The following is a 24,723-nucleotide window of genomic DNA, read 5'->3' on the forward strand; positions in this document are numbered from 1 at the left end:
AGCGGCCCCATGCTTCGCGGGATTCTGAGTTCATCAGGCATTACGGACAACAGCAAGGCTCCGAAATGCTAATGGACGCAAAGGAGTTCGAGCATGGCTCTCAAGGATGTGTGGTTCACCCCGGAGTTCAGCGAGGCGTTCCCGATGGGACTGGTGCTGGTAGGGGTGATCGAAGCGGTGACGGAGTTCAGCCGTGAGCGCAACGCGCCCAAGCGGCAGAAGGTCGACCTGGACGACCAGGGCAACGGCACGGGTAAGCGGTTGTGGAAGGGGACGGTGACCGACCCGACCGGTAGCGGCTCGAGGAACCAGACCTTCGACGTGCTGTTCATCGCGGACGTGCAGCCGGTCCCGTCGTCCTCGCCGATCAGCCCCGGCTTCACCCCGGTCGTGTTGGAGGGCTTGCAGATCAAGCCGAAGATGCAGGGCGCGGGCGAGTTCAAGTCGATCGGCTGGAACATCCGGGCGACCGGCATCGCGGGCGACAACTCGGGCGCGAAGGTGCCGCCCGCGGACGTCCCCGCCTCCCGCCCGGCGCGTGAGGGCAAGGCGGTTGCGTGATGTGCATCAGCTTCAACGTGCACGGCCGCACTGACGGCGTCCAGGCGGTTACGTATCTGCCAGGGCAGTGGAACATCTACCCGAGCGGCCGCAGGTGGTTCGCGCCCGCCATCGTGCGGGTCGAAGTCGGCCCGGAGGACGCGGGGACTCTGAAACCGGACATGTCGCTGTACATGTCGGTGGAGGACGCCCAGTCGCTGATGGAGGCGCTTGGGGCGGTGCTCGTGGAACACGGTCTCGCACAGATCAGTTCGCCCAACGAGCCCGATGAGGCGGCGTCGTGATGCGCCGGGGTGGGCTGGTGAAGCCGAAGATGCTGGGCCGCAATCTGTCCGACCCGCATCATGCTGCCGACCGGGCGTGTGCGGGCTTGAACACCGAGGTGTTCTTCCCGGACACCATCACCGAAGCCGCGGAGGCTGTCGAGATCTGTGTGCAGTGCCCGCTGCTGACCCGGTGTGCAGAGTGGGCGGCGCGAGCGGGTGTGACCGATGGCGTGTTCGCCTCGGTGTGGGTGCCGGGGCTCGGTGCCTCCACGCAGGACAAGAACACTGCCCGCGCCCGCCTGGCGCTTGTGGCCGCCACCGGACTGCCGTACGTCGAACCGAGTCAGGAGGTGGCGTGATGTCGCTGTGGACCGCAATCGCGTTGGCCCAGAACAGCATGGAGCGCTCCCCGGACGAGCCTCGCATGTTCGTCCGCGGCGCGGTGGGCATCACCTGCGCACTGCTGGCTCCGGCCGCGATCATCCCCGCGGCCGCGGTGCTGCTGGCGTTCGGGCATCACTCCGATTCGACCGAGCTCGCGCCGACGGCGGTGCTCGTGTCGAACCCGACCGGGGTGCCCTGTGTGATGTTCTGCGACGAACCGCCCCGGACCTCCGATTCAGCAATGCCGACGGCGGACCCGAAGACCCTATGTCCGCCGTTCTGCGAATTCGAGCGGTGGTGATCCGGATGGCCGATCGGCGAACACCTGCGCAACACCATGCCGATATTGCGGCGTGCACCCTTGATCGATTGCAGCGGATCGCAGGGGAGCTGGACCACCTGTTCCTCCAGTTTCAAAGCCTGTGCTACTACGCCGCGCAGCACCCCGAGCTCGGGGTGAATGCTGATCATCTCCTCGCGGCTGAAAGCGCGGTGGCGATGCTGTTGCACTGCGCCCCGGAGGATGTCCGCACGATGGCCTCCAAGCTGCCGTTGCGTGGTCTCGAATTCGGATGCGAGGCACCGTGATGTATACCAAGGTCACGGCCAACCTGCTTGTTCTCGGGCTGGCCGTGGCCGCCATCCTCGCCGTGGGATTGGCGGCCTTCCGACTCTCCTTCGTGGGCCTGCGGGAACTCGCGGTGGCTGCGGCGATTCCCGCCGGGGACGCTTGGCTGTTCCCGGTGGTCATCGATATCACCACCGCCATCGCTGCGGCGCTGGCGGTGGCGGCCACCGATGAGGCTGTGCGGCAGTGGTTCTCCCGTGTGCTGATCGTGGGCACGCTGGTGAGCATCGCTGGGAATGGGTTGCACTCGGTTCTGCGTGGTCAACCGCTGCCGACCTGGGGATGCGTCCTGGTCGTCGCGGTGGCTCCGATCGCTGTGTTCGCCGATGTCCACGGTCTCATCCTGCTGATCGCATCCATGGCTCGAACTCCGAGCCCTGCGCCCGCGCCGGCCATTCTGACCCGAGAGCCGGTGGAGTTGGCGCCTGCGCCTGCTGATCCGCCGATCGTGGCGGTGTCGGTCGCGGTTGCTCCGCCGCCGCGCATGATGCCGATTCCCGCGCCCATCCTCCGCCCGAACCTGCCGGTAGCAACGCCGTAATCAGCTGCGTCCCTTCCCCTTTTCCAGTCTCCGTACTTCCCTCAGGGGGTTGTCATGTTGATCCCATCGCTCATCCAATTCGGGGTGCCAGTTGCGGGTGCGCTCGCCTTCGGCGCGTACATCGTCCCCGGCCCGTGGCACGGTCCGGACCCGGTTGGCCCGCCGACGGTGGCCGAGATCGTGGACGAGGCTCCGACGGTGCTGCGGCCCGCGGTGCAGGTGTTCGCCGATCCGGACCAGACCGACCGCATGTTCACCACCCTCAAGCTCGGCCACCCCGACCGCGGGTTCCCCGGCTTCCAGGGCTGGAACTACGCCCGCCACGGCCTCGACATCGATCTGTGGGCGCTGTGCGGGCAAACATTCGACGACTGGAACAACGACCACACCCGCGCCCAGTTGGCCACCTATCTGGGGGTGGAGCAGGTGACGGTGACCTCGCCTGCTCCGAGTTGGATCCGTCTCCACGTGAGGGTGCACGACACCCTCGCCGACCCGGCAGCGTTGCTGGTGTGGGCTCACAACGACGTGGACTTGGAGGCGGTCCCGGTCGGCATCCGCGAAGACGGCGAACTGTGGCGGCTGAAGATTCTCTACGCCCACGTCCTCATCGCCGGGGCGACCGGTTCGGGCAAGGGGTCGGTGCTGTGGTCGATCATCGGCGGACTCGGACCCGCCATCCGTAGCGGTCTCGTGGATGTGCTGATGGGAGATCCCAAGGGCGGCATGGAATTCGGCCGCGGGGAACACCGCCTGTGGACCGACTTCCAATATGGCGCCGACGGCATCATCGGCATGCTCAAGAAGGTCGCCGAGGTGGACATGCCCGAGCGGGCGGCGCGGCTGCGGGAAGCCCGGATCCGCAAGTTCGTCCCGAGCGTCGAGGACCCGCTGAAGGTCATCGTGATCGACGAATACGCGGCGCTGTCGGCGTTCGCGACCAAGGAGCAGATGCAGGAGGGCCTGCGCTACATCGGGCTGATCCTGACCCAGGGCCGCGCGATCGGGTTCAGCGTCATCGTGGCCTTGCAGGATCCATCCAAAGAGAACATGCCCAACCGGCAGCTGTTCCCGGTCCGGATCGGCCTCAAGCTCGACGAGCCGACCCAGAACGCCATGGTCCACGGCCAAGGCGCCAAGGACCGCGGCGCCCGCTGCCACGAAATCCCCGACACCACACCCGGCGTCGCCTACGTCGGCGAAGACGGCACCCGCGAGTTCGTGCGCGTTCGCGCCTTCTACGTCAGCGACGACGATGCAGACGCCATCGTGGATCTCTTCGCGGTCGCACCCGAGATCGACGGGCCTGCGGAGGATTACAGCGACTTCGACCCGGACGACCTCGGCGATGACGGCCTCGATGGGTTCGGCGAATCGGGGGCGGCGGCATGACCGTCCTGAAGGGCAGCGTCCACCTCCGTCTGTCCGGCACCCTCGGCGACATCACCAAGGTCCTTGCAGATCTCAGCGCATCCAGGGCATTCCGGATCGAGGTCAACGAACGTCCGCACGCCAATCGCCACGGTTTCGACGTGCACGTCTACGCCGAACTGTTCGTGCTCGACCAGGAGATGCCGCGATGAACACCCCCAGAGAATTGACCGTCGTGACCTGCGAGGTCTACGGCCACACCGGGAGCATCTGGCTTCCCCACGGCCACTGTGAGCGCTGCGGAGTACCTGCGGTCGAGGTGCTCGCCTGGGACTGCCATGGACAGCTGATGGGGATGATCCCCACGAACAGGGGCTCGTCCCGATGACCACCACCGACCCCCATACCACTGTCCCTGCCACTCTGACTGCCGCGGAGCGCCGGGCGTTGCCGAACTTGGTCGACATCGCCCAGGCTGCCGCGGAGAAGTTCGGCGTGTGCCGCCGGCCAATCCCGATGCGTGCGTTCAACCCCGAGACTGGTGAATCGAAATATGTTGGTGCGGCGTGCAAATCGACCCGCTCTTCGGAGTGCCCCAGCTGCGCGGCCAAGGCCCGTGCCCTGAGAATCGCGCAGTTGCGCGAGGGCTGGCATATCGCCGAGGAACCGGTCCGCGACCGCAATGAACCTACCGAACAGCAGACGGCGCTACTCACCGCGCGCGCTGACATGCTCGTCGGGTATCGGGCTGCCCGGGACGCGGGAGATGAGGAAACCGCGGACGGGTTCCGGGAAGTGATCGCCGATCTCGATCGCGAACTGCGGGAGTCGGGCATGTCCGGGAGGATCCCCGGCATTGATGCACTGCCACGAAAGCCCCGTCGGGCTCGCTCGACTAAGCGGCGCCAGGATGTTCCGGACCTGCCGCGAAAGAAGGTTTCCCGTACCACCATCGGCCGAAAGTACGCGGGCAAGCATCAACCCTCGATGTTCCTCACGGTGACGATGGATTCCTACGGTGTCTGTCACCGCGATGGGGCGACGGACAAGAACGGTCACATCTGCGGTGACGGTTCACCTGTCGATCCCGCAGCCTACGACTACCAGCGGGCGGCCCGTGACTCGATGTTCTTCCCGCTGTTGTTCGACCGCCTCATGCAGAACCTGCGCCGCGCGGCCGGGCGGGACGTGCAGTACTTCGCCGCGGTCGAACCCCAACGCCGCGGCGCCCCGCACGCCCATATCGCGATCCGCGGCACCGATCCGCACGCGCTGATCGCGCAGGTGATCGAGGCGACCTATCACCAAGTGTGGTGGCCGCACTTCGACCATGAGCAGTACAGCGATGGTGCGATGCCGGTGTGGGACGGCGGTGCCGGCACATTCGTCGATCCCGACACAGGATCCGTGCTGCCCACCTTTGACGACGCACTCGCGCTTATGGACGAAGTGGACGACGTTGAACCGGCGCATGTGTTGCGTTTCGGTGTGCAGGCCAAGACGGTGGACATCGGTGACACCGATCCCGACGGCGAGCACGGGCCAGTGCGTGCGCGCAAGGCTAAGGGTGTGCTCGGCGGGACCGAGGATGCAGGCAGGCTGATCGGCTACTTGACCAAGTACCTCACCAAGTCCATCGGTGAAGTTCTCGAAGCACCCAACGAGCGGACCCAGCGCCATTACGAACGGTTGCACGCCGAGCTACAGCGCACCCCGTGCTCGCCACAGTGTGCGGTCTGGCTGCGCTTCGGCATCGTCCCTCGCGGAGCCAAGGCCAAGACCCAACCGGGTCGTTGCAAAGGGCGCGCCCACCGCCGTGACACTCTCGGCCTACGTGGGCGCCGGGTGCTGGTCTCGCGCCGCTGGTCGAACAAGACCCTGCCCGACCACAAGGCCGACCGCATCGAATTCGTTCGGCAAGTCCTCGCCGCGGTCGGCATCGCCAAAGCCGAACAGGCGCAACGGTGGGTCGTGCGGCTGACCGAACCTGGCGACGTGGAGGTCCCGCCTCGCGAGACGTTGATCATGTCCTCGGTTGCTCAACGCTCGGTGTGGCAGAACGAATACCTCACCGCAAAGGGAGTGCTGGCGGACATCGCTGAACCACAACGTGTTTCGGGAGCCGGAGTCGCGTACTCGCCAGCAGGGAGGGCGGACTGATGGATTTGCCCGAGAATCGGTTGTGGACCGCCGAGGAGACGGCCTACTTCCTCGGGGTGTCGGTGAAGACCCTCTATCAGTGGAAGTGGCTTCGTCAAGGTCCCCCGGTGGTGCTCGTTGGCCGACGCTTGCGCTATCACTCGGCCAAGGTGAAAGCGTGGGTCGAAACCCATTGTGAGGCGGCGTGACATGGGACATGTAGAAGATCGTTGGTTCCGGCCGCAGCGTGACCAGTCGGGCCAAGTTGTTCTCAATGGGCGCGGCAAGCCAGTGATGGAACCGACCGAGCTCCATGGGAAGGGCTTGCGCTACCGGGTGCGCTACATCGCTCCGGACGGAGCCGAACGGTCGAAGTCGTTCCCAGATAGGCAGAAGAAGCGTGCCGACGACTTCCTGATCGAGGTCGAATCCGACAAGCGCGAGGGTCGGTTCATCGATCCGAAAGCGTCGCGGAAGACCTTCCGGCAGCAGGCGGAGAACTGGTACAAGGCACAATCGCCGGATCCAGCGACCCGGCTGGTGTTGCGGCAGCGGTTAGAACGGCGCATCTATCCGACGCTCGGCGATCTGACCTTCGACCGGATCGAACGGCCCGCAACCATTCGCGACTGGGTGGGTGGTCTGGACGATCTGGGCTTCTCCGAAAACTACAAGGCCGTGTTGTTCACGGTCGTATCGGCGGTCTGTGAGTCCGCGGTGGACGACCGAATCATTCGGCAGAACCCCTGTAAGGCCAAGACTGTGCGTCGGCCCATCGGCAAGAGCCCACAAGTCGTCGTGTGGCGCGCGGAACGACTTCGCAGCGTGGGCTCGGGACTTCCGCCGCGATTCGGGATCGTCACGAAGCTCGGGGCGGGCTTGGGATTTCGGCAGGGTGAGATCCTTGGGTTCTCCGCGGACGACATCGACCGCGTCCGGAAAATGGCCCGGGTAGAGCGGCAGCTCAAGACAGTCAAGGGCGTCACCATGTTCGCGCTGCCCAAGGGCGGCAAGACCCGCGAGGTGCCATTGGCGGACTCGGTCCTGGCCGACATCGATGCCCATACGAAGGAATTCGGGACCGCGCTGGTCACGCTCCCATGGGGACGGCCGGACGGCGAGCCTGTATCGGTCCGCTTGCTCGTCGTTGGTGAGGGTGGCCGAATCTACAGCGGCGACGTGTTCAACAAGCTGATCTGGCGTCCAGCGTTTGTAGCAGCCGGGCTGACCTTCGGTCGGCGTGCTGATGGCATGCACGCGCTCCGGCACTACTTCGCGTCCGTCCTGCTGTCGACGGGCTGCTCCATCAAGGAGCTGGCCGACTTCCTCGGCCACAACGATCCCGGCTTCACCTTGCGGACCTACACCCACCTGGTGCCGTCCAGCCTCGATCGCGCGCGTTCGGCAATCGATTCAGCGTTCGGTCGGACCGATTCGCCCACGGCCTACAGACGGCCTGCGCGGGCGAATCGGGTCACTGCTGGGGCGCTACGTCGTCGGAGAATCAGCCGTTTGCCAGGCTCCGCGCGATGACCAGGCGCTGGATCTGGTTGGTGCCCTCGAAGATCTGGGTGATCTTGGCTTCGCGCATGTAGCGCTCGACGGGGAAATCCTGGGTGTAGCCGTAGCCGCCGAGGACCTGGACGGCGTCGGTGGTGACCTTCATGGCGGCGTCGGTGGCGACGAGTTTGGCGACGCTGGCCTGGCGGGAGTAGGGGAGTCCGGCGTCGCGGCGGCGGGCGGCGTCGAGGTAGGTGGCGCGGGCGGAGTCGACGGCCGCGGCCATGTCGGCGAGCACGAAGCCCAGGCCCTGGTGGTCGATGATGGCGCGGCCGAAGGCTTCGCGCTGCTTGGCGTAGGCGACGGCGTCGTCGAGGGCGCGCTGCGCGATGCCGGTGGCGACGGCGGCGATGCCCAGGCGGCCGGAGTCCAAGGCGCTGAATGCGATCGGGAGACCCTGGCCGGGTTCGCCGAGGAGGCGTTCGGTGGGCACGAACGCGTCGTCGTAGGCGGCGCTGGTGGTGGGAACCGCGCGCAGGCCCATCTTCTCCTCGGGCTTGCCGAAGGTCAGGCCCTCGGTGCCGGCGGGAACCAGGAAGCAGGAGATGCCGCGTGAGCCCTCGCCGGTGCGGGCGAACAGGGTGTAGTAATCGGCCTTGCCGCCGTTGGTGATCCACGCCTTGGTGCCGGTGATCCGGTAGCCGCCCTCGGCCTCGACGGCCCGGCAGCGCAGCGCCGCGGCATCGGACCCGGCATGCGATTCGGACAGGCTGTACGCGCCGATGAGATTGCCCGACAGCATGTCCGGCAGCCAGCGTTGCTTCTGCTCGTCGGTGCCGTAGACGAACAGCGGGTGGCACGACAGGCTGTGCACGCTGACCGCCACGGCGACCGCCGCCCACCGCGCGCCCAGTTCTTCGAGCACCTGGAGGTACACCTCGTAGGGCTGGCCGCCCCCGCCGAACTCCTCCGGATACGGCAGGCTCAGCAGCCCCGCCGCGCCGAGCGCCCGGAACGCTTCGTCGGGATAGCGCTCCTGCTTCTCGTACTCGGCCGCGATCGGTTCGAGCACCTTGTCCGCGATATCGCGGGTGAGCTCGATGAGGTCGCGGGCTTCGGACGTGGGCAGCAAACGATCGACGGGCATGAGGTCACAGTACGACCGACACCCAATTGCGTGCAAGGCAGCACGCAATTTCGCAAGGCGGCTAGACTGACCAGGTGGTATCCGGTCTACCCCCGAACAAGCACCAGGAGAAGAGCCTCCGCACCCGTGCGCTGCTGCTCGACGCCGCCATAGACAGCCTGGCCGAGGTCGGGTACGCGAGCGCCTCCATCGCGGACATCACCGCGCGGGCCGGGGTGACCCGGGGCGCGCAGCTGCACCACTTCCACACCCGGCAGGAATTGTTCGCCCAGACCATCGAGCACCTGACGCAGCGGCAGGGCGAGGCGCTGCGGCGGCGGGAACGGACGCTGCCGGGGGAGTCGTCGCCGGGGGAGGTGCTGGTCGAGCTGGTGACCGCGCCCTTCGCGGGGAAGCTCGGCAAGGCCGCGGTGGAGCTGTACGTCGGCATCGCCAATGACAAGGAACTGCGCCGCAACATGCTGCGCGTGCAGCACGACCTGACCGCCGAACTGCTCGACGCCTGCGGCCGTTTCGTGGACGTGCCGCGCGAGCGCCTGGAAGCGGCGTTCTGGCTCACCATCAACCTGGTGCGCGGCGCGACCCTGGACGAGATGGTGGGCCGAGATCGTCTGCGGCGCAAGCAGGTTCTCTCGGACTGGGCACGACTCGCCGACGGCATGCTGGCGTAAACACATCGGTCGCGAGGCGCGATAACGAACCGTTGAGTGGTTCGTTATCGCGCCCGGGCAGTCGGGCGTGACCTCGGGGGAGGTGCGCCGTCATGGCGATCAATCGTCGAAACCTGTTGCGGGCGACCGCGCTCGGAGTCGGTGTGGCCGGATTGAGTTCGGTGACCGGCTGTGGACCGGAAGGTTTGCCGCGTGCGGAAACACCTGCGGGGCCGGTGGATTGGGAAGGGCTCCGGCGGCGACTGGCCGGGACCCTGAACCTGCCGTCCGATTCCGGTTACGGGACAGCCAAACTGGCCTTCAATCCGGTGTTCGACAGTCGCCGTCCGGCGGCGGTCGCTCAGGTGACCAACGCATCCGACGTCCAGGCGTGTGTGAACGCCGCGGCGAGCGCGAGGATCCCGGTGGCCGCGCGCAGTGGTGGCCACAGCTACGGCGGGTACTCGACGCCCGACAACGGCCTGGTCGTCGACCTGGGATCGATGAGCGGTGTGGAGGTGAAGCCGGACGGCACCGCGGTCATCGGTGCGGGCGCCCGGCTGATGGACGTGTATTCGGCTCTGGCGAAGGCCGGTCGCTGCCTGCCCGCAGGCTCTTGCCCGACGGTGGGCATCGCGGGTCTGACCCTGGGCGGCGGCCTCGGCGTCTTGACCGGCAAGTACGGATTGACCTGCGACAACCTGATTTCGGCGCAGGTGGTCACCGCCGACGGAACCGTCCGCACGGCCTCGGCGACCTCCGAACCCGACCTGTTCTGGGCGCTGCGCGGTGGCGGCGGCGGCAACTTCGGCATCGTCACCTCCTTCACCTTCAAGACCGTCGCGGCGCCGCGACTGGCGGTCTTCCAGGTCCGCTTCCCGGCCGGGTCGCTGACGGAGGTCCTCGGAGCCTGGCAGACGTTCACGGCCTCCGCGCCCGACGAATTCTGGTCCACCCTCGGCATTTCCGCCGGGAGCCCGCCGACGTGCCGGATCAACGGATGTTATGTCGGGTCGGAGAGCACTATGAATGCCCTGCTCGACAAACTGGTCGCGGCCACGAGGACGCAACCGTCCAACCGGTATTCGCTGTCCAAGGATTACCTCTCGGCGATGATGTATTTCGGTGGCTGCGCGAATTACTCGGTCGAGCAGTGCCGGCCGGACTGGAATGGCGGGGGAGTGCTCGGGCGGGAGTCGTTCACGGCGTCCTCGCGAGTGCTGACGAAACCATTGGCGGACCCGAGCCGATTGACCGCATTGCTCACCGGGCGCAGCGGAATGGATGTCCTGCTCGACAGCATGTCCGGCGCACCCACTCGAATCGGAGCGAAGGACACGGCATTTCCCTATCGCGGTGCGTTGGCGACAGCACAGATTTACGTAGGTGCGACAACCCCGGAGGCGCGGACGGCGGTGAACGAAGTGCGGGATGGCCTCGGCGCATTGACCGGCAATACGGCCTTCGTCAATTACATCGACCCCGGCCTATCCAACTGGGCGACCGCCTATTACGGCGACAACGCCTCCCGGCTGCGCGGGATCGCCAAACACTACGACCCCGCCGGAGTCTTCACCTTCGACCAGTCGGCGTCGAGGGCTTGAGGTTCAACGGGTCCAGCGTCCGGGCGGCGGGTCCATCGAGGTGTAGGCGGGCAGCGGCAGCGGCTGATCGTCGAGGAAGGTCTCGAGCAGTCGGGTGAAGAGATCGGGCTGGTCGGTCGAAACCGCATGGCCCGCACCCTGAACATCGACGAGGGTCGAGAGGGGGAGGGTGTCACGGTACTCGCGGGAGACGGGCCATCGGAGGAAGTCGCACTGCGCGGCCAGGACCAGCGCCGGAACGCGTGCGTTCCGCAAGGCGGGCCGGGGATCGGGGATGGTGGCGAAATCGGCTGTCGTCCGCTGATTCACGTAGAAGCCCTGCAGGTTGTCATGTGCCGGCGTGGTGACCTCGTGTCGGGGAAGGCCTCCGGCCAGATCGCGCCGGGCGCGACGAAGACCGCCTTCGCGACATGGTCAGGGTGAGCCGCGATGTACTGCGCCGTCAGCGATCCGCCCCAGGATCGTCCGATGAGGATGAGCTGGTCGGCGCCGAGCCGGCGCCGGATCGCTTCGAGGTCGTCGACCTGACGCCGCACGGTGTAGTCGGTGACGTCGCCGAGTCGCGTCGACCGGCCGCCGCCCACTTGGTCGTACGCGTAGACGTCGTACCCCCGGGCCGCGAGTTCGGCCCCGCCGATCGGTATTCCTTCTCCCGGGGTTCCCGGCCCGCCGTGGAGGAAGATCACCGGCGGTTTCCGTGAAGGGACATCGGCGGCCGGCGTGTGGACAAAGGCGATCCGCGACCCGGTGGGGAGTTCCCAATACCGGACAGCCGCGGGCGCTTCGGAGTTCGGCTGCGACGGGAAGGGGTGGAGAATCGTCGCAGCCGCCAACGCGACGATCGCCGCGCCGACCGCCGTGCTCGATCCGGCCGCGGCCACGGTCGCGCGGCGCACCCCTGCCATACGGAAGCCCCAGCGGCTGATCAGAAAGCACACGCCGACCGCCACCGCGAGACCGATGCCGAGGAACAGCGACGGGGTGTCCACTACGTATGCCACCACGACCGCCGCGAGTCCTCCGGCCACGATCGCCACCACGATGCCGACGGCGATGACCGCCACTCCCCGGACAACTCGCCACCGGCGACGTGCGTTCGCCGGGGTCGCCTCTTCCGCTGTCGCTGCTATCTCGGACCTGCCTCGTGAAATCGTCGTTTCGTCGCGATCGAGGTCCCCAATGTAAACGGGTCCACGGCGTTGCCGAGCGATTCAGCGCGGCCTGTCGGACGGTTGCCCAGTTGTGTGGCGTCTCAGGCGGATTCCACGGCGTGCAGGATCGCGAGGAGGCGGGTGAGGGCCCGCTCGTCCTCGACAGCGATGTCGTCGGTGGAGTCGAAGCGCTCGTCGCGCTCGACCAGGGGTCGGAGCTTCTTCACCACCGCGCCGCGGACCGCCGCCGGTGCGCTGGTGAGTCGTTCGGTGAGTCGGAGCCCGAGGTCGCGCGCCCACCTGTCGGTCACCGCCCGCGCCACGATCTTCGCGATGCGTGCGGGAGTTCCAGGCAGCGGCAGTCCGAGCTCGAGCAGGGCCATGGTCGCGGTGACGCCGGCCTTGATGAGCGGGCCGTTGTAGTTCTTGCGGTCGGTGATCACGAGGTCGGCCAGCAGTGCGCTCGAGTCGGCCACCGCCTCGGGCGGAAGGAGTTGCCCGGCATGCCAATCGAGCGCGAGGCGGACGGCGTCCTCGATCGGCTCGGTCCCGGCGTCGATGATGCCGCGCAGGATGGGCCAGCCGAGTGCGGCCTCGCGAGCGTCACCCTCGGCGAGAACACGAAGCGCGGCCAGCTGGTTGCCGCGTTCGGGGATGCTGGTCGCGGGCTCAGCGCCGACGAGGCCGCGACACCAGTCGAGGAAGCGCGGGTCGGAGCGATCGTCCCAGTGCGCGAGGACCTCTGATTCGGTGTACCGCAGGTCGGCGTCGAGGACGCGGTGGAAGTCGTTCGGGTCCTTGGTCAATCGCGCGAGCGCCAGCAGCACTGTCGCATCGCCGCCGCGCGCGGCTTCGCGGACATGGCCGATGCTCGCCGTGTCGTTCCAGCCCGCCAGCGTGTCGGCCGCCTGTTTCGGCGCGGACGCCAGCAGCGCCCGGACCGCCGAGATCGCGTCGGCCGTGGCCGCGCCGGGCCAGGAGCCGAGGAGCGCGATGAGCTGACCCGCGCCGTCGCGGGACGGATCGGCGGGCGGCGTTTGCCGCAGGGCCTGCAGGATCGCGGCGGTGAGCAGGGTGGCGGCCGGCGCCTGCACGCGCACGAGCGCGTAGCCGAGTGCGGATCGCGCCGATGCCGACGTGGCGACCATGAGGCCGCGCGCGGCCGGGTTGGTGAGCAGGGCCTGAGCCAGCGGGCGCGACCACCGTCCGTCCCCGGCCCGCAGTAGTGCGAAGCCGGCGTCCACGCGAGCATCGGTGTCGAAGCTGCTCGACCCGAAGGTGGAGATGCCGCCGGAGGTGACCTGCTCGGCGAGTGTGACGAGCGCGTCGCGGACCTCGGGCGTCGGCGGGCATTGGCGCAGCGCGGCGATCATCGTCTCGGGCCGGGACTCGGGGAGGGCCGCGATGGTCAGCAATCGGCGGACCGCCGCCGGCGCATTGCCGCGGGATCCGAGCATGACATCGACCAGTCCGCCGATTGTCGACTCGTCCGGAACCGGCAGTTTCGCGAGGATGTGAGCCGCAGCGTCCGGGTTGACCGCGCTCAGCCACTCCGGAAGATTGTCGACGCCGAAGGCGATGTTCGGCGCGACCTCGACAGCCAGTTCCCATCCTGCGATCAGTGCGTCGAGATCGGAAGGCTCCTCGCGCCGGGACGCGACCCGCGCGAGCGTGCCCGCCATGACCAGACCGGGATCCCTGTCCGCGAGAGCCGAAGTCGCGTCGGCCCCGAGCGTGGTCAGCGCGGCGACGCAAGCCTGCTCGACCTGACCTGCCGGTCGCGATGCCGCCCGGACCACGAGGGTGTCGATAACCGTGGAATCGACCGCGGGCTTGCCGGAATCGGCCGGGAGCGCGGCGGACTGCAGCAATGCCGCGGCCGCGGCCTCGGGGCCGTCGTCGTCGATCAGCGGCCGCACCAGCGCGGCGATCCCGGTCAGCGCGGCCCGGGCGGACCGGACCAGGGCGGCGGTCTCGGCGTCGTTGTCGATCTGTTCGTAGTCGTTGACCGTGTCGGCGAACATCAGCAGCAGCCACGCGGCGCTCTCCGCGTCCGCGGTTCGCCGCGCGCCGAGGGCCGCGGCGATCCATGTCATCGCCGGTGCGGTCGAGTCGTACAGGGTGCCCTGGTGCAACACCGCGCCCCACAACTCGTGCAACGACTGCTCGACCGTCGCCGAATCCTCCAGCCCCTCGATCCAGCCGGGCACGTCGCTCGCGTCGCCGTACGCGTGTTCCAGCGCGGACCAGTCGATTTCGCCGGTGCGGGAGCGTGGGTGCACGCCGTTCATGGATCTCCTTGTCGTGGAACGCGCAGCTCCGGCGGAGGCGGGGTGTCGCTGCTCGACTTCGCGGCTGGTAGCCGGTGTCGAGGGCAGAAACTCAGAATGCCGCGGGTATCCGCGCGTAGACGCCCGGGTACCCGGCCAGCGCGGTTCCGCGCGCCCAGGACGTGATCGCGACCAGTTTCCCGTCGATGAGCAGTGGTCCGCCACTGTCGAGCTCGCCGGTGTCGGCGTCGGTGGAGCCGGCGCACACCATGTCGGCGGCGTCGAAGGCGCCGGGATAGGCGGCGGCGCACTCGGCGTCGGACACCATCGGGACGGTGGCTTGCCGCAAAACGGTGTTGAAGATGTCGCTGTCGCTGGTAGCGCCCCAACCGAGCACGGTGCCGGTGCCGCCGTCGGGTGCGGCGATCGGGACGGTCGGTCGGGACTGCGGGTGCGCGAGCGTCAGGATCGCGAGGTCATGGTGATAGACATCGACGCCGTCGACGGTGTCGATGCGAAAGTCGGGGTGCAAGTGGATATCCGCGACGCTCACGGTAGTTCCGTCACGTGTGGTCAGATCGCTGCGGTCGAAGGTGACGGTGAGCGCTTGCGGCAACAGTTGTGCGAGTTGCACGCAGTGCGCATTCGTGAGCACTCGGTCCGGTGCGATGAGTGCGCCACCGCAGAACTGACCCGAGGCGCGCGGGAAGAACATCGGGGTGCCGACCGCGGCCAGCCAGGGATAGTCGCCGGCCTTGGCCTCGGTGCCGCCGACCACGCCGTGAGCGGGGGCGGGCACCGCGCAGCCGATGAGCGCCGCGGCGAGGACTGCGAGCCGACAGGAGTACGACATCAGGCCATTCAAACAGAGGGAACTGGGTTTCGGTGGCCGGATATGTCGGACCCTCGGCGTACGGTCGCGGTCATGACGTCTTGGAACGAGTTCGCTGCGGCCGCCCCTCGCATCTCGGGAATCTTCACTCGTCGTCACGCCGCCACCGGCAACCTGTGCATGCTCGCCACCCTGCGCAAAGACGGCTCACCGCGCATCAGCCCCCTGGAACCGCGCATCTTCGAGGGTGAGCTCTGGCTGGTGGGCATGCCGGGCACCACCAAGTTCGCCGATCTGGCCCGCGACCCGCGCTTCTGCCTGCACACGGCGACCGTCGACACCCAGGTCAGCGACGGCGACGTGAAGATCTTCGGCAGCGTGCGTGATGTGCAAGATCCGGAGCTGCAGCGCCGTTGGGCCGAAGACCTCTTCGCCGAGAGCGGATTCGACCTGCGCGGACGGAAGTTCGAGCCGTTCTACGCGGTGGAGCTGACCGGGGCTTCGTCGGTCGAGATCGTCGAGGGCCGCATGGAAGTGACGGTGTGGAAGCCGGGGCAGGATGAGCACGTCGTCGAAGTTTCCGACAGCGCCGACCCGGCGACTACATAACGTGCAATATTGCATGCAGTGCAAGACGGCATCTCGTGCAACAGTGCACGGGATGCCGAATATTGCTGATTTTCAGCAGATTTCGAGGTCAATGCGCGATCGGGTGCGTGCGTCGTGACGACTGTCCGTGCCCCACAAGGCTATCGGGAGCGACCGTCGAGCGTCGGTGACGCGGTGATCTGGTGTCGCGACGGCATCTCGGACGCCGACCCGCCGGTGCTGCCGGACGGCTGCATGGATCTGCTGTGGATCGATGGACGATTGTCGGTGGCGGGCCCGGACACCCGGGCCTACCGTCCGGAGCCCGGCTTCGCGGACCGGATCGCTGGTGTTCGCCTCTCCCCGGGGGCGGCGCCGGCACTGCTCGGGGTGCCCGCACGTGAACTCCGGAACGCCAGGGCCGATCTCGCCGATCTGTGGTCGCCCGCGGATCTGCGCACCGCTTCGGGGTTGATCGCACGAGCATCAAATCCGGCCGTCGGGCTGGAAGCAATCGCTCGCTGGTGCGCGGGCCGAACGGATGCCATCGATCCCGTGGTGCGATTCCTGGTGGCGTCGCTGAGATCGGGCAGTTCGGTCGCGGCCATCGCCGGCGAGTTGCAGACGGGGCCGCGCAGGTTGCATCGAATATCGCTTGCGGCGTTCGGGTATGGGCCCAAGACGCTGGGGAGGGTCCTGAGGATGCAGCGTGCGTTGGCATTGGCGCGCGGCGGAATGGGGCTTGCGGACGTAGCGGTCGCTTCTGGATATGCGGATCAGGCACATTTGACGCGGGATGTTCGGGAGTTTTCGGGCATGTCGCCGATGAAGTTGCTCGGATCGAAATTGGAACCGCTCTCGTTCTGAATATTATTATATCACTTCGTGATTCGGGCGTAGATGCTTTGCATTGGCGATAGAATTGATGCATGAATTCGATGGGGGTGACACTCGACGACTGCGGTATCGCTGAACTGGCGGCCGCGGTCTCGACCCTGACCGAATCCTTGCAGAACGGGAAGATGTCGGAGCTCTCCGACGAAGATGTTGTGTCGTTGATGCGGCAGCTCGAAACCTGCAAGCGTCAACTCGCCGCACTCGATACCCGCCTGATCATCGAAGCCGGAGAACGTTCCCTGCATTCGCGCAGTGGCGCGGGGAAGATGGTGCCGTTCCTGCGCCACACCCTCGGACTCTCCCGCTACGACGCGTCCGTGCGTGTGAAGATCACCCACCACTGCGGCGAATTCGTCCAGCAGACCGGGCATGTCGCGCCGCCGGTATTGCCGGTGACCGCCGAAGCGTTTGCGGTCGGTGATATTTCGCGGGATCACGTGCGTCACATCGTGGACGTGATGGACCACCTGCCGGTTGATGTGCCCACCGAAGCGCGTGCAGAGGCCGAGCAGATCCTGGTGGACTACTCCCGTCATGGGTGGCCGGATGATCTGTTGAAGATCGGCCGTGACATCCTCGCCCGCCTGGACCCGGATGGGAAGGTCGTCTCCGACGCTGACCGTCGCCGCCGTCGCGGGATCACGTTGTGCCGCCCCGGGGTGGACGGGATGACGCGGATCGAGGGCTGGATCACGCCAGAACTGCGTGCGTGCCTGGATGCGGTGTTCGCGAAGCTGGCGCGGCCGGGATGTGCAATGTCGAGGATCCGGAAAGCCCGTCGGCCACTGGCGGGTTCATCGCCGACAGCATCCTTGATGCTGCCGCGCGTCGCGACCGTCGTGACGCCGGACAACGGACTCATGATGCGTTGCTGGCGTTGGTGCAGCCGGGTGTGAACATGCGGACCCTGGGCATGCACCGTGGGCTGCCGGTCGAGGTCGTGCTGACCATGAGTCTGTCCGACCTGGAGAACGGCACCGGGGTTGCCACCACCGCTTCCGGCATCCAGATCTCGGTCAACGAAGCCCTGAAGATGGCCGAGGGCACCCGCCCGGTGATCGCGGTCCTCGATGGCGACGGGATGCCGCTCTACCTGCGCCGTTCCCGCCGCACCGCCAACCGCGCCCAACGATTGGCGCTCCTCGCCCGCGACAAGGGATGCACTCGCCCGGGGTGTGAACAACCCGCCAACATGTGCGCCGCCCACCACATCACCGATTGGGCCAAAAACGGGCCGACCGACATCGACAACCTCACACTCGCGTGCGACCACTGCCACGCGTTGATCAACGACGGCCCGGATGGCTGGAAAACCGTTGTGATGGGTAAAGATTCACCTCATGCGGGCCGCACTGGGTGGATTGCGCCGAAGAGTGTTGATCCGACCGGTACCCCACGTGTGAACGATCGTCATCACGTGGGGCAGGCGATCGCCGCTGCCGTCGATTCCAGTTGCCGAACGTGGCGCTCACGGGCAGCGTGACACTCGGCTGCTCATGTCGCACTGGCGTGCGCAAAGCGACGGGGAGTGTGGTCACCTCGCCTGCCCTGCCGGACTGGGGCTGACGCCGGGCTGAGATCCGCATTCCGCCGATCCCAGCCCACGGACTGCACGCATCACCTTCTCGAGAAAAGAACCCGAAGAACCTATAGGCAACAAGCCACTTCGAGAAGCTCACCCGCAGCTCTTCCTCTACACCGGGACGATGCGCGGCCGAGCCGTGAGGGGGCTGGTAGGTGAGGGGCCTCGCAAGCTGGGCCACCCTCTCTTCCTTCTCCAGGCGTCTTTTATCTTTTGGTCCCTTTGTCTTTGAGTTCTTGGCTCTTTGTCCGTCAGCCCAACGCGGCGTACAGATCCACCCGGTGCCCATCCGGATCGAGCACAGTCGCATACCTCTGCCCCCAGAACGCATCGAACGGCTTCAACTCCGCCCGATACCCCGCCCCCACCAGCTCCTCGAACTTCGCATCCACCCCACCCGGCGACCCACAGTCGCACGCCAGCCCGATCCGCCCAGCCCCCGGCACAGCCACCCAGTCCGGCCGGAACGACCGAACCGTCTCCTCGGTATCGAGCATCAGCTTCACTCCCCCACCCAGGTCCGCGTCGACATGCGGCTCCGTCTCGGCCCCGTCCGCGAAAGCCACGCCCAACCGCCGATAGAACGCCAGCGAAGCCCCCATGTCGGCGACCACGATCCCGATCACATTCAGTCGAATACCCATGCCCGAACCCTAAGCGCGGGCCACACCGATTCTCTTGAACGAATCGGACACTCAGCGAGCGTGGACAGCCGCCAGCCGCGCGGCGCGAATCGCATTCCACAACGGCCGCAACAACGCTTCCTGAGCAGCCACCGCAGTGGCAGAGGTCGGCGCCGAAGCCGGCTCCCGCTCGGCCACGGTCAGGATCGCCGCGACCTGATCGGCGGTATCGAGAATTCGCCGCGCCCGCAGCGGCATCGAATCCGGATACTTGTGCCGCGAATGCCCGGCCAGTTCGGCCTCCACCAGATCCCGCGGCGCGACCCCACCCGACCCGAGCCGCGTGGTGTGCATCTGCGCCAACGCGTCCGCCGCATCCCGCACGGCTTCCCGCATCGTGTATTCGGCCTCACCCAACGGCATTTCCGGCGCGAGGGTCAGCGGAATGGGTGTGGAGTACACCCGCCACTGCAATGCGTCCTCATCGGTCCACACCGGTACGAGTCCGGTCCCGGTGGTTCCGGGCGCTCCGACGAGGATGCCTTCCTCGGCTTCGGTTGCGGCGGCCGCGAACTCGGTGCCGACGGGTATGCCCCGCACGTCTCCGGGGATCGGCAGCACCAGCCGAACCTGCGCCTCGGGCCCGGTGTACGCCTCGCGAATAATCTTGAGCAGCGCCATGATTCCCGCCCCGGCGACCGCCGCGGGGTCGTCGTCGGACGCCCACGGCAGCCCGGTGTGCCCACCGGTGACAGGGTCCCCGGCGGCCACGGTCTGCCGCGAAGCCCAAGCGCGCAGTTCATCGAGCACATCGTCGGGGGCGCTACAGCCTGCCAGCCAGGAACCGGCCCAGACCGTGAGCGAGGCGCTTGGGGAACTCATGTATTCGAGGATAACTGGCTGGCTACTCCTGCTCGGTGACGAAATCGATCAGTCGTTCGACCGCGCCGATGAGGGGGGTTTCCAGGTCGCGGTAGGAGTTGACGGCGTTGTAGACGCGCCGCCACCCGTCCTGCGGGGTGCCCCAGCCGAGGCGTTGGCAGATGCCGGTCTTCCAGTCCTCGCCGCGGGGTACGTCCGGCCAGGCGCGGATGCCGACGGCTGTGGGTCGGACGGCCTGCCACACGTCGACGTAGGGGTGGCCGGTGACGAGGACGTGCGCGCCGAGGCCCTGGGTGAGGCCGGTTTCCTTGGAGCCGGTGACCAGGTGGTCGACGAGGACGCCGACGCGGTGGTTCGGGCCGGGCTGGAATTCGGCGAGTTTCGCGCCGAGGTGATCCAGGCCCTCGAGTTGTTCGACGACGACGCCTTCGACTCGGAGGTCGTGGCCCCACACGCGTTCGACGAGGGCGGCGTCGTGGATGCCTTCGACCCAGATGCGGCTGGCGCGGGCGACGCGCGCTTTCAGGCCTTCGACGCGGGTGGATCCGGAGGCGGATCGGGTGGATTTCGCGGGTACGGTGGCGGTCGGCTTGACCAGGGTGACCGCTTGGCCGTCGATGAGGAAGGCGGCTTCTCGCATCGCGAACAGTCGCACGCGTCCGGCGCGGTCCTCGAGTTTGACGAACTCTCCGTCGTAGCTGCGGTCGAAACCGACTACGGCGCCGCAGAATCCGGTGGCCGCGTCCTCGGCGACGAGGTCGCGTTCGGCGACCACGCGGGGCACTTCCCGCTTCTGTTTCCGTGCGTGCCCGGTGAAGATGTCGCCGTACTTCTGGTGCCCACTCACCGCGTCGAGGTTACCGGCGGCGGACGGGAATCCCGCTCGCGCCGCGCCCATTCCGGCGGTCGGGCGGCTGCTGGGCAGGTTGTGCACGGTTTCCGGTGATCGGTGTCCGATGTGCCCGGTCGCGGGGCTCGGAGTGATCACGAATATCAGCCGGGCCCCGCAAATACAGTTACTGTTGTGGCGTGGCCGCAATAGTTTGGCTGGTCGCGGGCATCCTGCTCGCGGCGGCCGAGATGCTCACGGGCACTCTTGTGCTGATCATGCTGGGGGTCGCCGCGCTGATCACGGCGGGCGTGAACGCGCTCACGGGGGCCCCGGTGCTGGTGGACGCGGTCGTGTTCGGTGTCACCTCGATCGCGCTGCTGGTGCTGGTGCGCCCATTCCTGTTGCGGCGCTACGCGACTCCGCCGCCGCATCAGACGGGGGTGGACGCTTTGCCGGGCAGGACCGCCAAGGTGCTCGAAACGGTCGACGAGCACGGTGGTCGCGTGAAGCTCGGCGGAGAGGTGTGGAGTGCGCGCCCGTACGACGCCTCGGAGACCTATCCCATCGGTTCGACCGTGTACGTCATGAGGATCGACGGCGCGCACGCCGTCGTCATGAAAGGGCAGTGATGGGTGTACTGATAGTCGCCGTCGTACTCATACTTCTGGTCGTCGTGGTGGTCTTCAAGTCGGTGGCGTTGGTGCCGCAGGCCGAGGCCGCCGTGATCGAGCGGCTGGGCCGCTATTCGCGGACCGTGTCCGGGCAGCTGACCTTCCTGGTGCCGTTCGCGGACCGGGTGCGCGCCAAGGTGGACCTACGCGAGCGGGTGGTGTCCTTCCCGCCGCAGCCGGTCATCACCAAGGACAACCTGACCGTGCAGATCGACTCGGTGGTGTATTTCCAGGTCACCAGCCCGCAGGCCGCCGTCTACGAGATCTCCAATTACATTGCCGCCGTTGAACAGTTGACGATCACCACGCTGCGCAACGTGGTCGGCGGCATGACCCTCGAGGAAACCCTCACCTCCCGCGACCAGATCAACGGTGAACTGCGCGGCGTCCTCGACGAGGCCACCGGCCGCTGGGGCCTGCGGGTGGCGCGCGTGGAACTGAAGGCGATCGATCCGCCGCCGTCGATTCAGGAATCGATGGAGAAGCAGATGAAGGCCGACCGCGAGAAGCGCGCCATCATCCTCACCGCCGAAGGCCAGCGCGAGGCGTCGATCAAGACGGCCGAGGGCCAGAAGCAGGCGCAGATCCTCGCCGCCGAGGGCTCGAAGCAGTCGATGATCCTGTCCGCCGAGGGTGAGCGGCAGTCCCGCATCCTGCGCGCCCAAGGCGAGCGGGCGGCCGCGTATCTCCAGGCACAGGGCCAGGCCAAGGCCATCGAGAAGGTGTTCGCCGCCATCAAGAACGGCAAGCCCACCCCCGAGCTGCTGGCCTACCAGTACATGCAGACCCTGCCGCAGGTCGCCAAGGGCGACGCCAACAAGGTGTGGCTGGTGCCGAGTGACTTCGGCAAGGCCCTCGAAGGGTTCGCGCGCGGTTTCGGCAAGCAGGGCGAGGACGGCGTGTTCCGCTACGAGCCGGCCCCTGACGGCGCGGAATCCGCGACCGAGGACGACTCCGACGAGGTCGCCGACTGGTTCGACACCGCGACCGACCCGGCCACCCAGCAGGCCGTGCGCGCCGCGGAGGCCGACGCGCGCACTCCGGTCGAGCCGATGAGCCTGCCGCCGACGGTCGCGCCGCAGCAGCTGCCGCACACCCAGCGTCCGGCTCCGCCCGTGCAGCCGCAGTACCGGCCGGAACCGCCGGACCAGCGCTGGCAGAACCCGCCGCAGCCGCCGCGCCCGCAGGGGCACTGACGGATTTCCCGGTCACGAAACCGAACGAGGCCCTCCCGGTAGCGCCGGGAGGGCCTCGTCGTCGGTCGAGGTCAGTTCGCGGAACCGTCGAACCGTTCCCCCGAGATCGACCGCGACGGCTCGCCGTCAACGCCGACGGGGACTTCACCTTCGAGGGTCGTGCGGTACAGCACTCGGGTCACGTCGAGATGGTCGAGGTCGCTGGGCGCGAGGTGCGCGGTGGCGCGGTTGTCCCAGAACGCGACGCTGTCCTTCTCCCACCGGAATCGGACCGTGTACGCGGGGTCGGCGATCTCGGCGTACAGCAGCTCGAGCAGCGCGTCGCTCTGCCGCGGGCTCAGTCCGATGATGCGGGTGGTGAAGCCGGGGTTCACGAACAGCACGCGTTCCCCGGTCACCGGGTGGACGCGGACCACCGGATGCTCGGTGACCAGCGGCGCCGCCGCGACGCGTTTGGCGTAGTCGCTGTCGGCGTCCCACACGGGCAGCTTGCCGCCGAACCGGTGCTCGGCGCGCAGCCCGTCGAGCAGCGTTTTGAGCGAATCCGGCAGTCCCGCATAGGCGGCCGCCAGATTGGTCCACTGGGTGTCGCCGCCGCGGTCGGGTGCGATCTCGGCCCGCAGCAGGGAGGCGGCGGGCGGGTTGATCAGCGGCGAGATATCGGTGTGCCACTGATTGGTGTAGCTGAATTTCTTCTTCCCGAAACGCTTTTCGTAGAGCCGGCTGTCGACGGCCAGGATCTCGGGGTGCTCGGTCGGGGCGTCGTCGTCATAGGGGTGCGACGGCGTGACCGCGCCGAAGCGCCGGGAGAAGGCGATCTGCTCGGCATGCCCGATGCGCTGATCACGGAAGAACAGCACCTTGTATTCGTGCAGTGCCGCGGTGAGGACCGCGATCTGCTCGTCGGTGAAGTCGTCGCGCAGGTCGATGCCGCTGATCTCGGCGCCGATGTGCCCGGCGACGGGAGTGATCTGGAAGGTGGCGACGGGGTTCTCGGTGACGGTGGTCATGAGGGTTTCCTTTCGGTGCTCAGGCGGTGGCCTGGGTGCGGACGGGAGTGAACTGGCTTTCCACCGCGTCGAGGCCGTAGTGGCCGCGCAGTGTGGTGGCGGTGTATTCGGTGCGGAACAGGCCGCGCTGCTGCAGGATCGGCACGACCTGGTCGACGAAGTCCTCGAGCCCGCCGGGCAGGTAGGGCGGCATGATGTTGAAGCCGTCGGCGGCGCCCTGCTCGAACCAGCTCTGTAGGTCGTCGGCGATCTGTTCGGGGGTGCCGGCGAGGGTGCGGTGGCCGCGGCCGCCGCCGAGCTTGCCGATGAGCTGGCGTACGGTCAGCTCCTCCTTCTCGGCGAGCTCCTTGACGAGGGTGAATCTGCTCTTGCCGCCTTCGATCTCGCTTTCCGGGGGCAGCGGCGGGAGCGGCGCGTCGAGGGCGTGCTCGGTGAGGTCGACGCCGAGCAGCGTCGACAGCTGCCGCAGCGCGTAGTCGGGGGAGATGAGGTCGGTGAATTCCTGTTCCAGCGCACGGGCTTCGGCCTCGGTGCCGGCGATGAACGGCACCAGACCGGGCAGCACTTTCAGGTCGTCGGCGGACCGCCCGTATTTGGGCAGCCGGGCCTTCAGGTCCCGGTAGAACGCCTGCCCCTCGGCGAGGGTGCGCTGGGCGGTGAACACGGCCTCGGCGTGGCGGGCCGCGAATTCCTTACCGCTCTCCGAGGATCCGGCCTGCACGAGCAGCGGCCGCCCCTGCGGGCTGCGCGGGGAGTTCAGCGGCCCGCGGACCCGGAATCGTTCGCCGCGGTAGTCGAGGGTGTGCACCTTGTCCGGGTCGGCGAAGACGCCGGTCTCCGGGTCGAGCACGACGGCGTCGGATTCCCAGCTGTCCCACAGCCGCACGGTCAGGTCGACGAACTCCTCGGCCCGCTCGTAGCGGCGGGCGTGTTCGGGGATGGCGTCGAAGCCGAAGTTGAACGCCTCGTCCTCGCTGCCGGAGGTGACGATGTTCCACCCTGCGCGTCCGCCGCTGATGTGGTCCAGGGAGGCGAATTTGCGGGCCAGGTTGAAGGGTTCGTTGTAGCTGGTCGAGGCGGTGGCGATGAGGCCCACGTGTTCGGTGGCGGTGGCGATGGCCGCGAGCAGGGTGACCGGTTCGAAGACGGCGAGGGCGTTGCGTTTGATGCGCGGCCCGACCGCGAGCCCGTCGGCGAAGAACACCGAGTCCAGTTTGCCGCGTTCGGCGATGCGGCCGAGCTCCTGGAAGTGCCCGACCTCGAGCACCTGGTGTTCGCGGGTGCGCGGATGCCGCCAGGCGGCCTCGTGGTGGCCGACGCCCATGAGGAAGGCGTTGAGATGGAAGGTCTTGCGGGGGTTGGGCATAGGGGAGTGATCCTTCGATGGTTTCAGTAATG

29 protein-coding genes are annotated in these 24,723 nt (G+C 67.5%); 19 read left to right on the top strand and 10 right to left on the bottom strand.

The features are described from left to right. Positions 1-93: 93 nt before the first annotated feature. From ACQPYY_RS16465 to ACQPYY_RS16515, 11 genes are all read left to right on the top strand, one after another. Complete coding sequence (locus ACQPYY_RS16465; protein ID WP_433594402.1) at positions 94-561, top strand: hypothetical protein; 468 nt, start codon at positions 94-96, stop codon at positions 559-561. After that, complete coding sequence (locus ACQPYY_RS16470; protein WP_433594403.1) at positions 558-845, top strand: hypothetical protein; 288 nt, start codon at positions 558-560, stop codon at positions 843-845. The genes ACQPYY_RS16465 and ACQPYY_RS16470 overlap by 4 nt, the downstream gene beginning before the upstream one ends. 17 nt (positions 846-862) lie before the next feature. After that, positions 863-1,186: a WhiB family transcriptional regulator gene (locus tag ACQPYY_RS16475; protein ID WP_433594404.1), complete on the top strand. Its 324-nt coding sequence runs from the start codon at positions 863-865 to the stop codon at positions 1,184-1,186. Further along, complete coding sequence (locus tag ACQPYY_RS16480) at positions 1,186-1,512, top strand: hypothetical protein (RefSeq protein WP_433594405.1); 327 nt, start codon at positions 1,186-1,188, stop codon at positions 1,510-1,512. The genes ACQPYY_RS16475 and ACQPYY_RS16480 overlap by 1 nt, the downstream gene beginning before the upstream one ends. A 5-nt stretch (positions 1,513-1,517) precedes the next feature. Continuing rightward, positions 1,518-1,799 carry a hypothetical protein gene (locus tag ACQPYY_RS16485; RefSeq protein WP_433594406.1) on the top strand — a complete coding sequence of 94 codons (282 nt, stop codon included), beginning with the start codon at positions 1,518-1,520 and terminating at the stop codon, positions 1,797-1,799. Continuing rightward, positions 1,799-2,380 carry a DUF2637 domain-containing protein gene (locus ACQPYY_RS16490; RefSeq protein WP_433594407.1) on the top strand — a complete coding sequence of 194 codons (582 nt, stop codon included), beginning with the start codon at positions 1,799-1,801 and terminating at the stop codon, positions 2,378-2,380. Before ACQPYY_RS16485 ends, ACQPYY_RS16490 begins: the two co-directional genes overlap by 1 nt. A 54-nt stretch (positions 2,381-2,434) precedes the next feature. After that, the gene (locus ACQPYY_RS16495) at positions 2,435-3,772 is read left to right on the top strand and encodes an FtsK/SpoIIIE domain-containing protein (protein ID WP_433594408.1); all 1,338 of its coding nucleotides are present in this window, start codon (positions 2,435-2,437) and stop codon (positions 3,770-3,772) included. Continuing rightward, positions 3,769-3,963 carry a hypothetical protein gene (locus ACQPYY_RS16500; protein WP_433594409.1) on the top strand — a complete coding sequence of 65 codons (195 nt, stop codon included), beginning with the start codon at positions 3,769-3,771 and terminating at the stop codon, positions 3,961-3,963. Before ACQPYY_RS16495 ends, ACQPYY_RS16500 begins: the two co-directional genes overlap by 4 nt. A 172-nt stretch (positions 3,964-4,135) precedes the next feature. Further along, positions 4,136-5,911 (top strand): replication initiator, encoded by a 1,776-nt coding sequence (locus tag ACQPYY_RS16505; protein ID WP_433594410.1) that lies wholly within the window; start codon positions 4,136-4,138, stop codon positions 5,909-5,911. Then, positions 5,911-6,099 carry a helix-turn-helix transcriptional regulator gene (locus tag ACQPYY_RS16510; RefSeq protein WP_433594411.1) on the top strand — a complete coding sequence of 63 codons (189 nt, stop codon included), beginning with the start codon at positions 5,911-5,913 and terminating at the stop codon, positions 6,097-6,099. The genes ACQPYY_RS16505 and ACQPYY_RS16510 overlap by 1 nt, the downstream gene beginning before the upstream one ends. 1 nt (position 6,100) lies before the next feature. Next, positions 6,101-7,423 (top strand): tyrosine-type recombinase/integrase, encoded by a 1,323-nt coding sequence (locus ACQPYY_RS16515; protein ID WP_433594412.1) that lies wholly within the window; start codon positions 6,101-6,103, stop codon positions 7,421-7,423. Here ACQPYY_RS16515 and ACQPYY_RS16520 read toward each other — a convergent pair. Further along, entirely contained in the window at positions 7,395-8,537 is a 1,143-nt protein-coding gene (locus ACQPYY_RS16520) for an acyl-CoA dehydrogenase family protein (protein ID WP_433594413.1), read from the bottom strand. The genes ACQPYY_RS16515 and ACQPYY_RS16520 overlap by 29 nt on opposite strands. 74 nt (positions 8,538-8,611) lie before the next feature. Between ACQPYY_RS16520 and ACQPYY_RS16525 the strand changes: the two genes are divergently transcribed. Both ACQPYY_RS16525 and ACQPYY_RS16530 read left to right on the top strand, forming a co-directional pair. Then, positions 8,612-9,208: a TetR/AcrR family transcriptional regulator gene (locus ACQPYY_RS16525; protein ID WP_433594414.1), complete on the top strand. Its 597-nt coding sequence runs from the start codon at positions 8,612-8,614 to the stop codon at positions 9,206-9,208. A gap of 92 nt (positions 9,209-9,300) precedes the next feature. Beyond that, a complete protein-coding gene (locus ACQPYY_RS16530; protein WP_433594415.1) occupies positions 9,301-10,791 on the top strand; it encodes an FAD-binding oxidoreductase in 1,491 nt (496 codons plus the stop codon). A gap of 3 nt (positions 10,792-10,794) precedes the next feature. Here ACQPYY_RS16530 and ACQPYY_RS16535 read toward each other — a convergent pair whose 3' ends face one another. The 4 genes from ACQPYY_RS16535 to ACQPYY_RS16550 form a co-directional block, all read right to left on the bottom strand. Next, complete coding sequence (locus tag ACQPYY_RS16535; protein WP_433594416.1) at positions 10,795-11,100, bottom strand: alpha/beta fold hydrolase; 306 nt, start codon at positions 11,098-11,100, stop codon at positions 10,795-10,797. Then, positions 11,097-11,828, bottom strand: a complete 732-nt coding sequence (locus ACQPYY_RS16540; RefSeq protein WP_433594417.1) for an alpha/beta hydrolase — start codon at positions 11,826-11,828, stop codon at positions 11,097-11,099. Before ACQPYY_RS16540 ends, ACQPYY_RS16535 begins: the two co-directional genes overlap by 4 nt. Positions 11,829-12,043: 215 nt before the next feature. Beyond that, positions 12,044-14,233 carry a hypothetical protein gene (locus ACQPYY_RS16545; RefSeq protein WP_433594418.1) on the bottom strand — a complete coding sequence of 730 codons (2,190 nt, stop codon included), beginning with the start codon at positions 14,231-14,233 and terminating at the stop codon, positions 12,044-12,046. 91 nt (positions 14,234-14,324) lie between these two features. Continuing rightward, on the bottom strand, positions 14,325-15,065 hold the full coding sequence (locus ACQPYY_RS16550) for a S1 family peptidase (RefSeq protein WP_433594419.1): 741 nt from the start codon (positions 15,063-15,065) through the stop codon (positions 14,325-14,327). A 72-nt stretch (positions 15,066-15,137) separates the two neighbouring features. Here ACQPYY_RS16550 and ACQPYY_RS16555 point away from each other — a divergent pair, with 72 nt between their 5' ends. From ACQPYY_RS16555 to ACQPYY_RS16570, 4 genes are all read left to right on the top strand, one after another. Continuing rightward, positions 15,138-15,653: a pyridoxamine 5'-phosphate oxidase family protein gene (locus tag ACQPYY_RS16555; RefSeq protein WP_433594420.1), complete on the top strand. Its 516-nt coding sequence runs from the start codon at positions 15,138-15,140 to the stop codon at positions 15,651-15,653. A 114-nt stretch (positions 15,654-15,767) separates the two neighbouring features. Next, complete coding sequence (locus ACQPYY_RS16560; protein WP_433594421.1) at positions 15,768-16,499, top strand: helix-turn-helix domain-containing protein; 732 nt, start codon at positions 15,768-15,770, stop codon at positions 16,497-16,499. A 62-nt stretch (positions 16,500-16,561) separates the two neighbouring features. Continuing rightward, entirely contained in the window at positions 16,562-17,425 is an 864-nt protein-coding gene (locus ACQPYY_RS16565) for a DUF222 domain-containing protein (protein WP_433594422.1), read from the top strand. Further along, entirely contained in the window at positions 17,326-18,012 is a 687-nt protein-coding gene (locus ACQPYY_RS16570; RefSeq protein ID WP_433594660.1) for a DUF222 domain-containing protein, read from the top strand. The genes ACQPYY_RS16565 and ACQPYY_RS16570 overlap by 100 nt, the downstream gene beginning before the upstream one ends. A gap of 350 nt (positions 18,013-18,362) precedes the next feature. Here ACQPYY_RS16570 and ACQPYY_RS16575 read toward each other — a convergent pair whose 3' ends face one another. From ACQPYY_RS16575 to ACQPYY_RS16585, 3 genes are read right to left on the bottom strand one after another with little or no spacing between them, the layout of a single operon-like run. After that, positions 18,363-18,755, bottom strand: a complete 393-nt coding sequence (locus ACQPYY_RS16575) for a VOC family protein (protein WP_433594423.1) — start codon at positions 18,753-18,755, stop codon at positions 18,363-18,365. A gap of 51 nt (positions 18,756-18,806) precedes the next feature. Next, complete coding sequence (locus ACQPYY_RS16580) at positions 18,807-19,616, bottom strand: hypothetical protein (RefSeq protein ID WP_379098943.1); 810 nt, start codon at positions 19,614-19,616, stop codon at positions 18,807-18,809. A 22-nt stretch (positions 19,617-19,638) separates the two neighbouring features. After that, positions 19,639-20,463 (bottom strand): DUF3097 domain-containing protein, encoded by an 825-nt coding sequence (locus tag ACQPYY_RS16585; RefSeq protein WP_433594661.1) that lies wholly within the window; start codon positions 20,461-20,463, stop codon positions 19,639-19,641. A 182-nt stretch (positions 20,464-20,645) separates the two neighbouring features. Here ACQPYY_RS16585 and ACQPYY_RS16590 point away from each other — a divergent pair, with 182 nt between their 5' ends. After that, positions 20,646-21,077 (top strand): NfeD family protein, encoded by a 432-nt coding sequence (locus ACQPYY_RS16590; protein ID WP_433594424.1) that lies wholly within the window; start codon positions 20,646-20,648, stop codon positions 21,075-21,077. Beyond that, positions 21,077-22,315: an SPFH domain-containing protein gene (locus ACQPYY_RS16595; RefSeq protein WP_357276919.1), complete on the top strand. Its 1,239-nt coding sequence runs from the start codon at positions 21,077-21,079 to the stop codon at positions 22,313-22,315. Before ACQPYY_RS16590 ends, ACQPYY_RS16595 begins: the two co-directional genes overlap by 1 nt. Positions 22,316-22,386: 71 nt before the next feature. Here ACQPYY_RS16595 and ACQPYY_RS16600 read toward each other — a convergent pair whose 3' ends face one another. After that, a complete protein-coding gene (locus tag ACQPYY_RS16600) occupies positions 22,387-23,325 on the bottom strand; it encodes a TauD/TfdA dioxygenase family protein (RefSeq protein WP_433594425.1) in 939 nt (312 codons plus the stop codon). A 19-nt stretch (positions 23,326-23,344) separates the two neighbouring features. After that, complete coding sequence (locus ACQPYY_RS16605; RefSeq protein ID WP_379098953.1) at positions 23,345-24,691, bottom strand: LLM class flavin-dependent oxidoreductase; 1,347 nt, start codon at positions 24,689-24,691, stop codon at positions 23,345-23,347. Positions 24,692-24,723: the final 32 nt, after the last annotated feature.

The sequence above is a fragment of the Nocardia sp. CA-145437 genome, assembly GCF_050956485.1.
Classification (GTDB): domain Bacteria; phylum Actinomycetota; class Actinomycetes; order Mycobacteriales; family Mycobacteriaceae; genus Nocardia.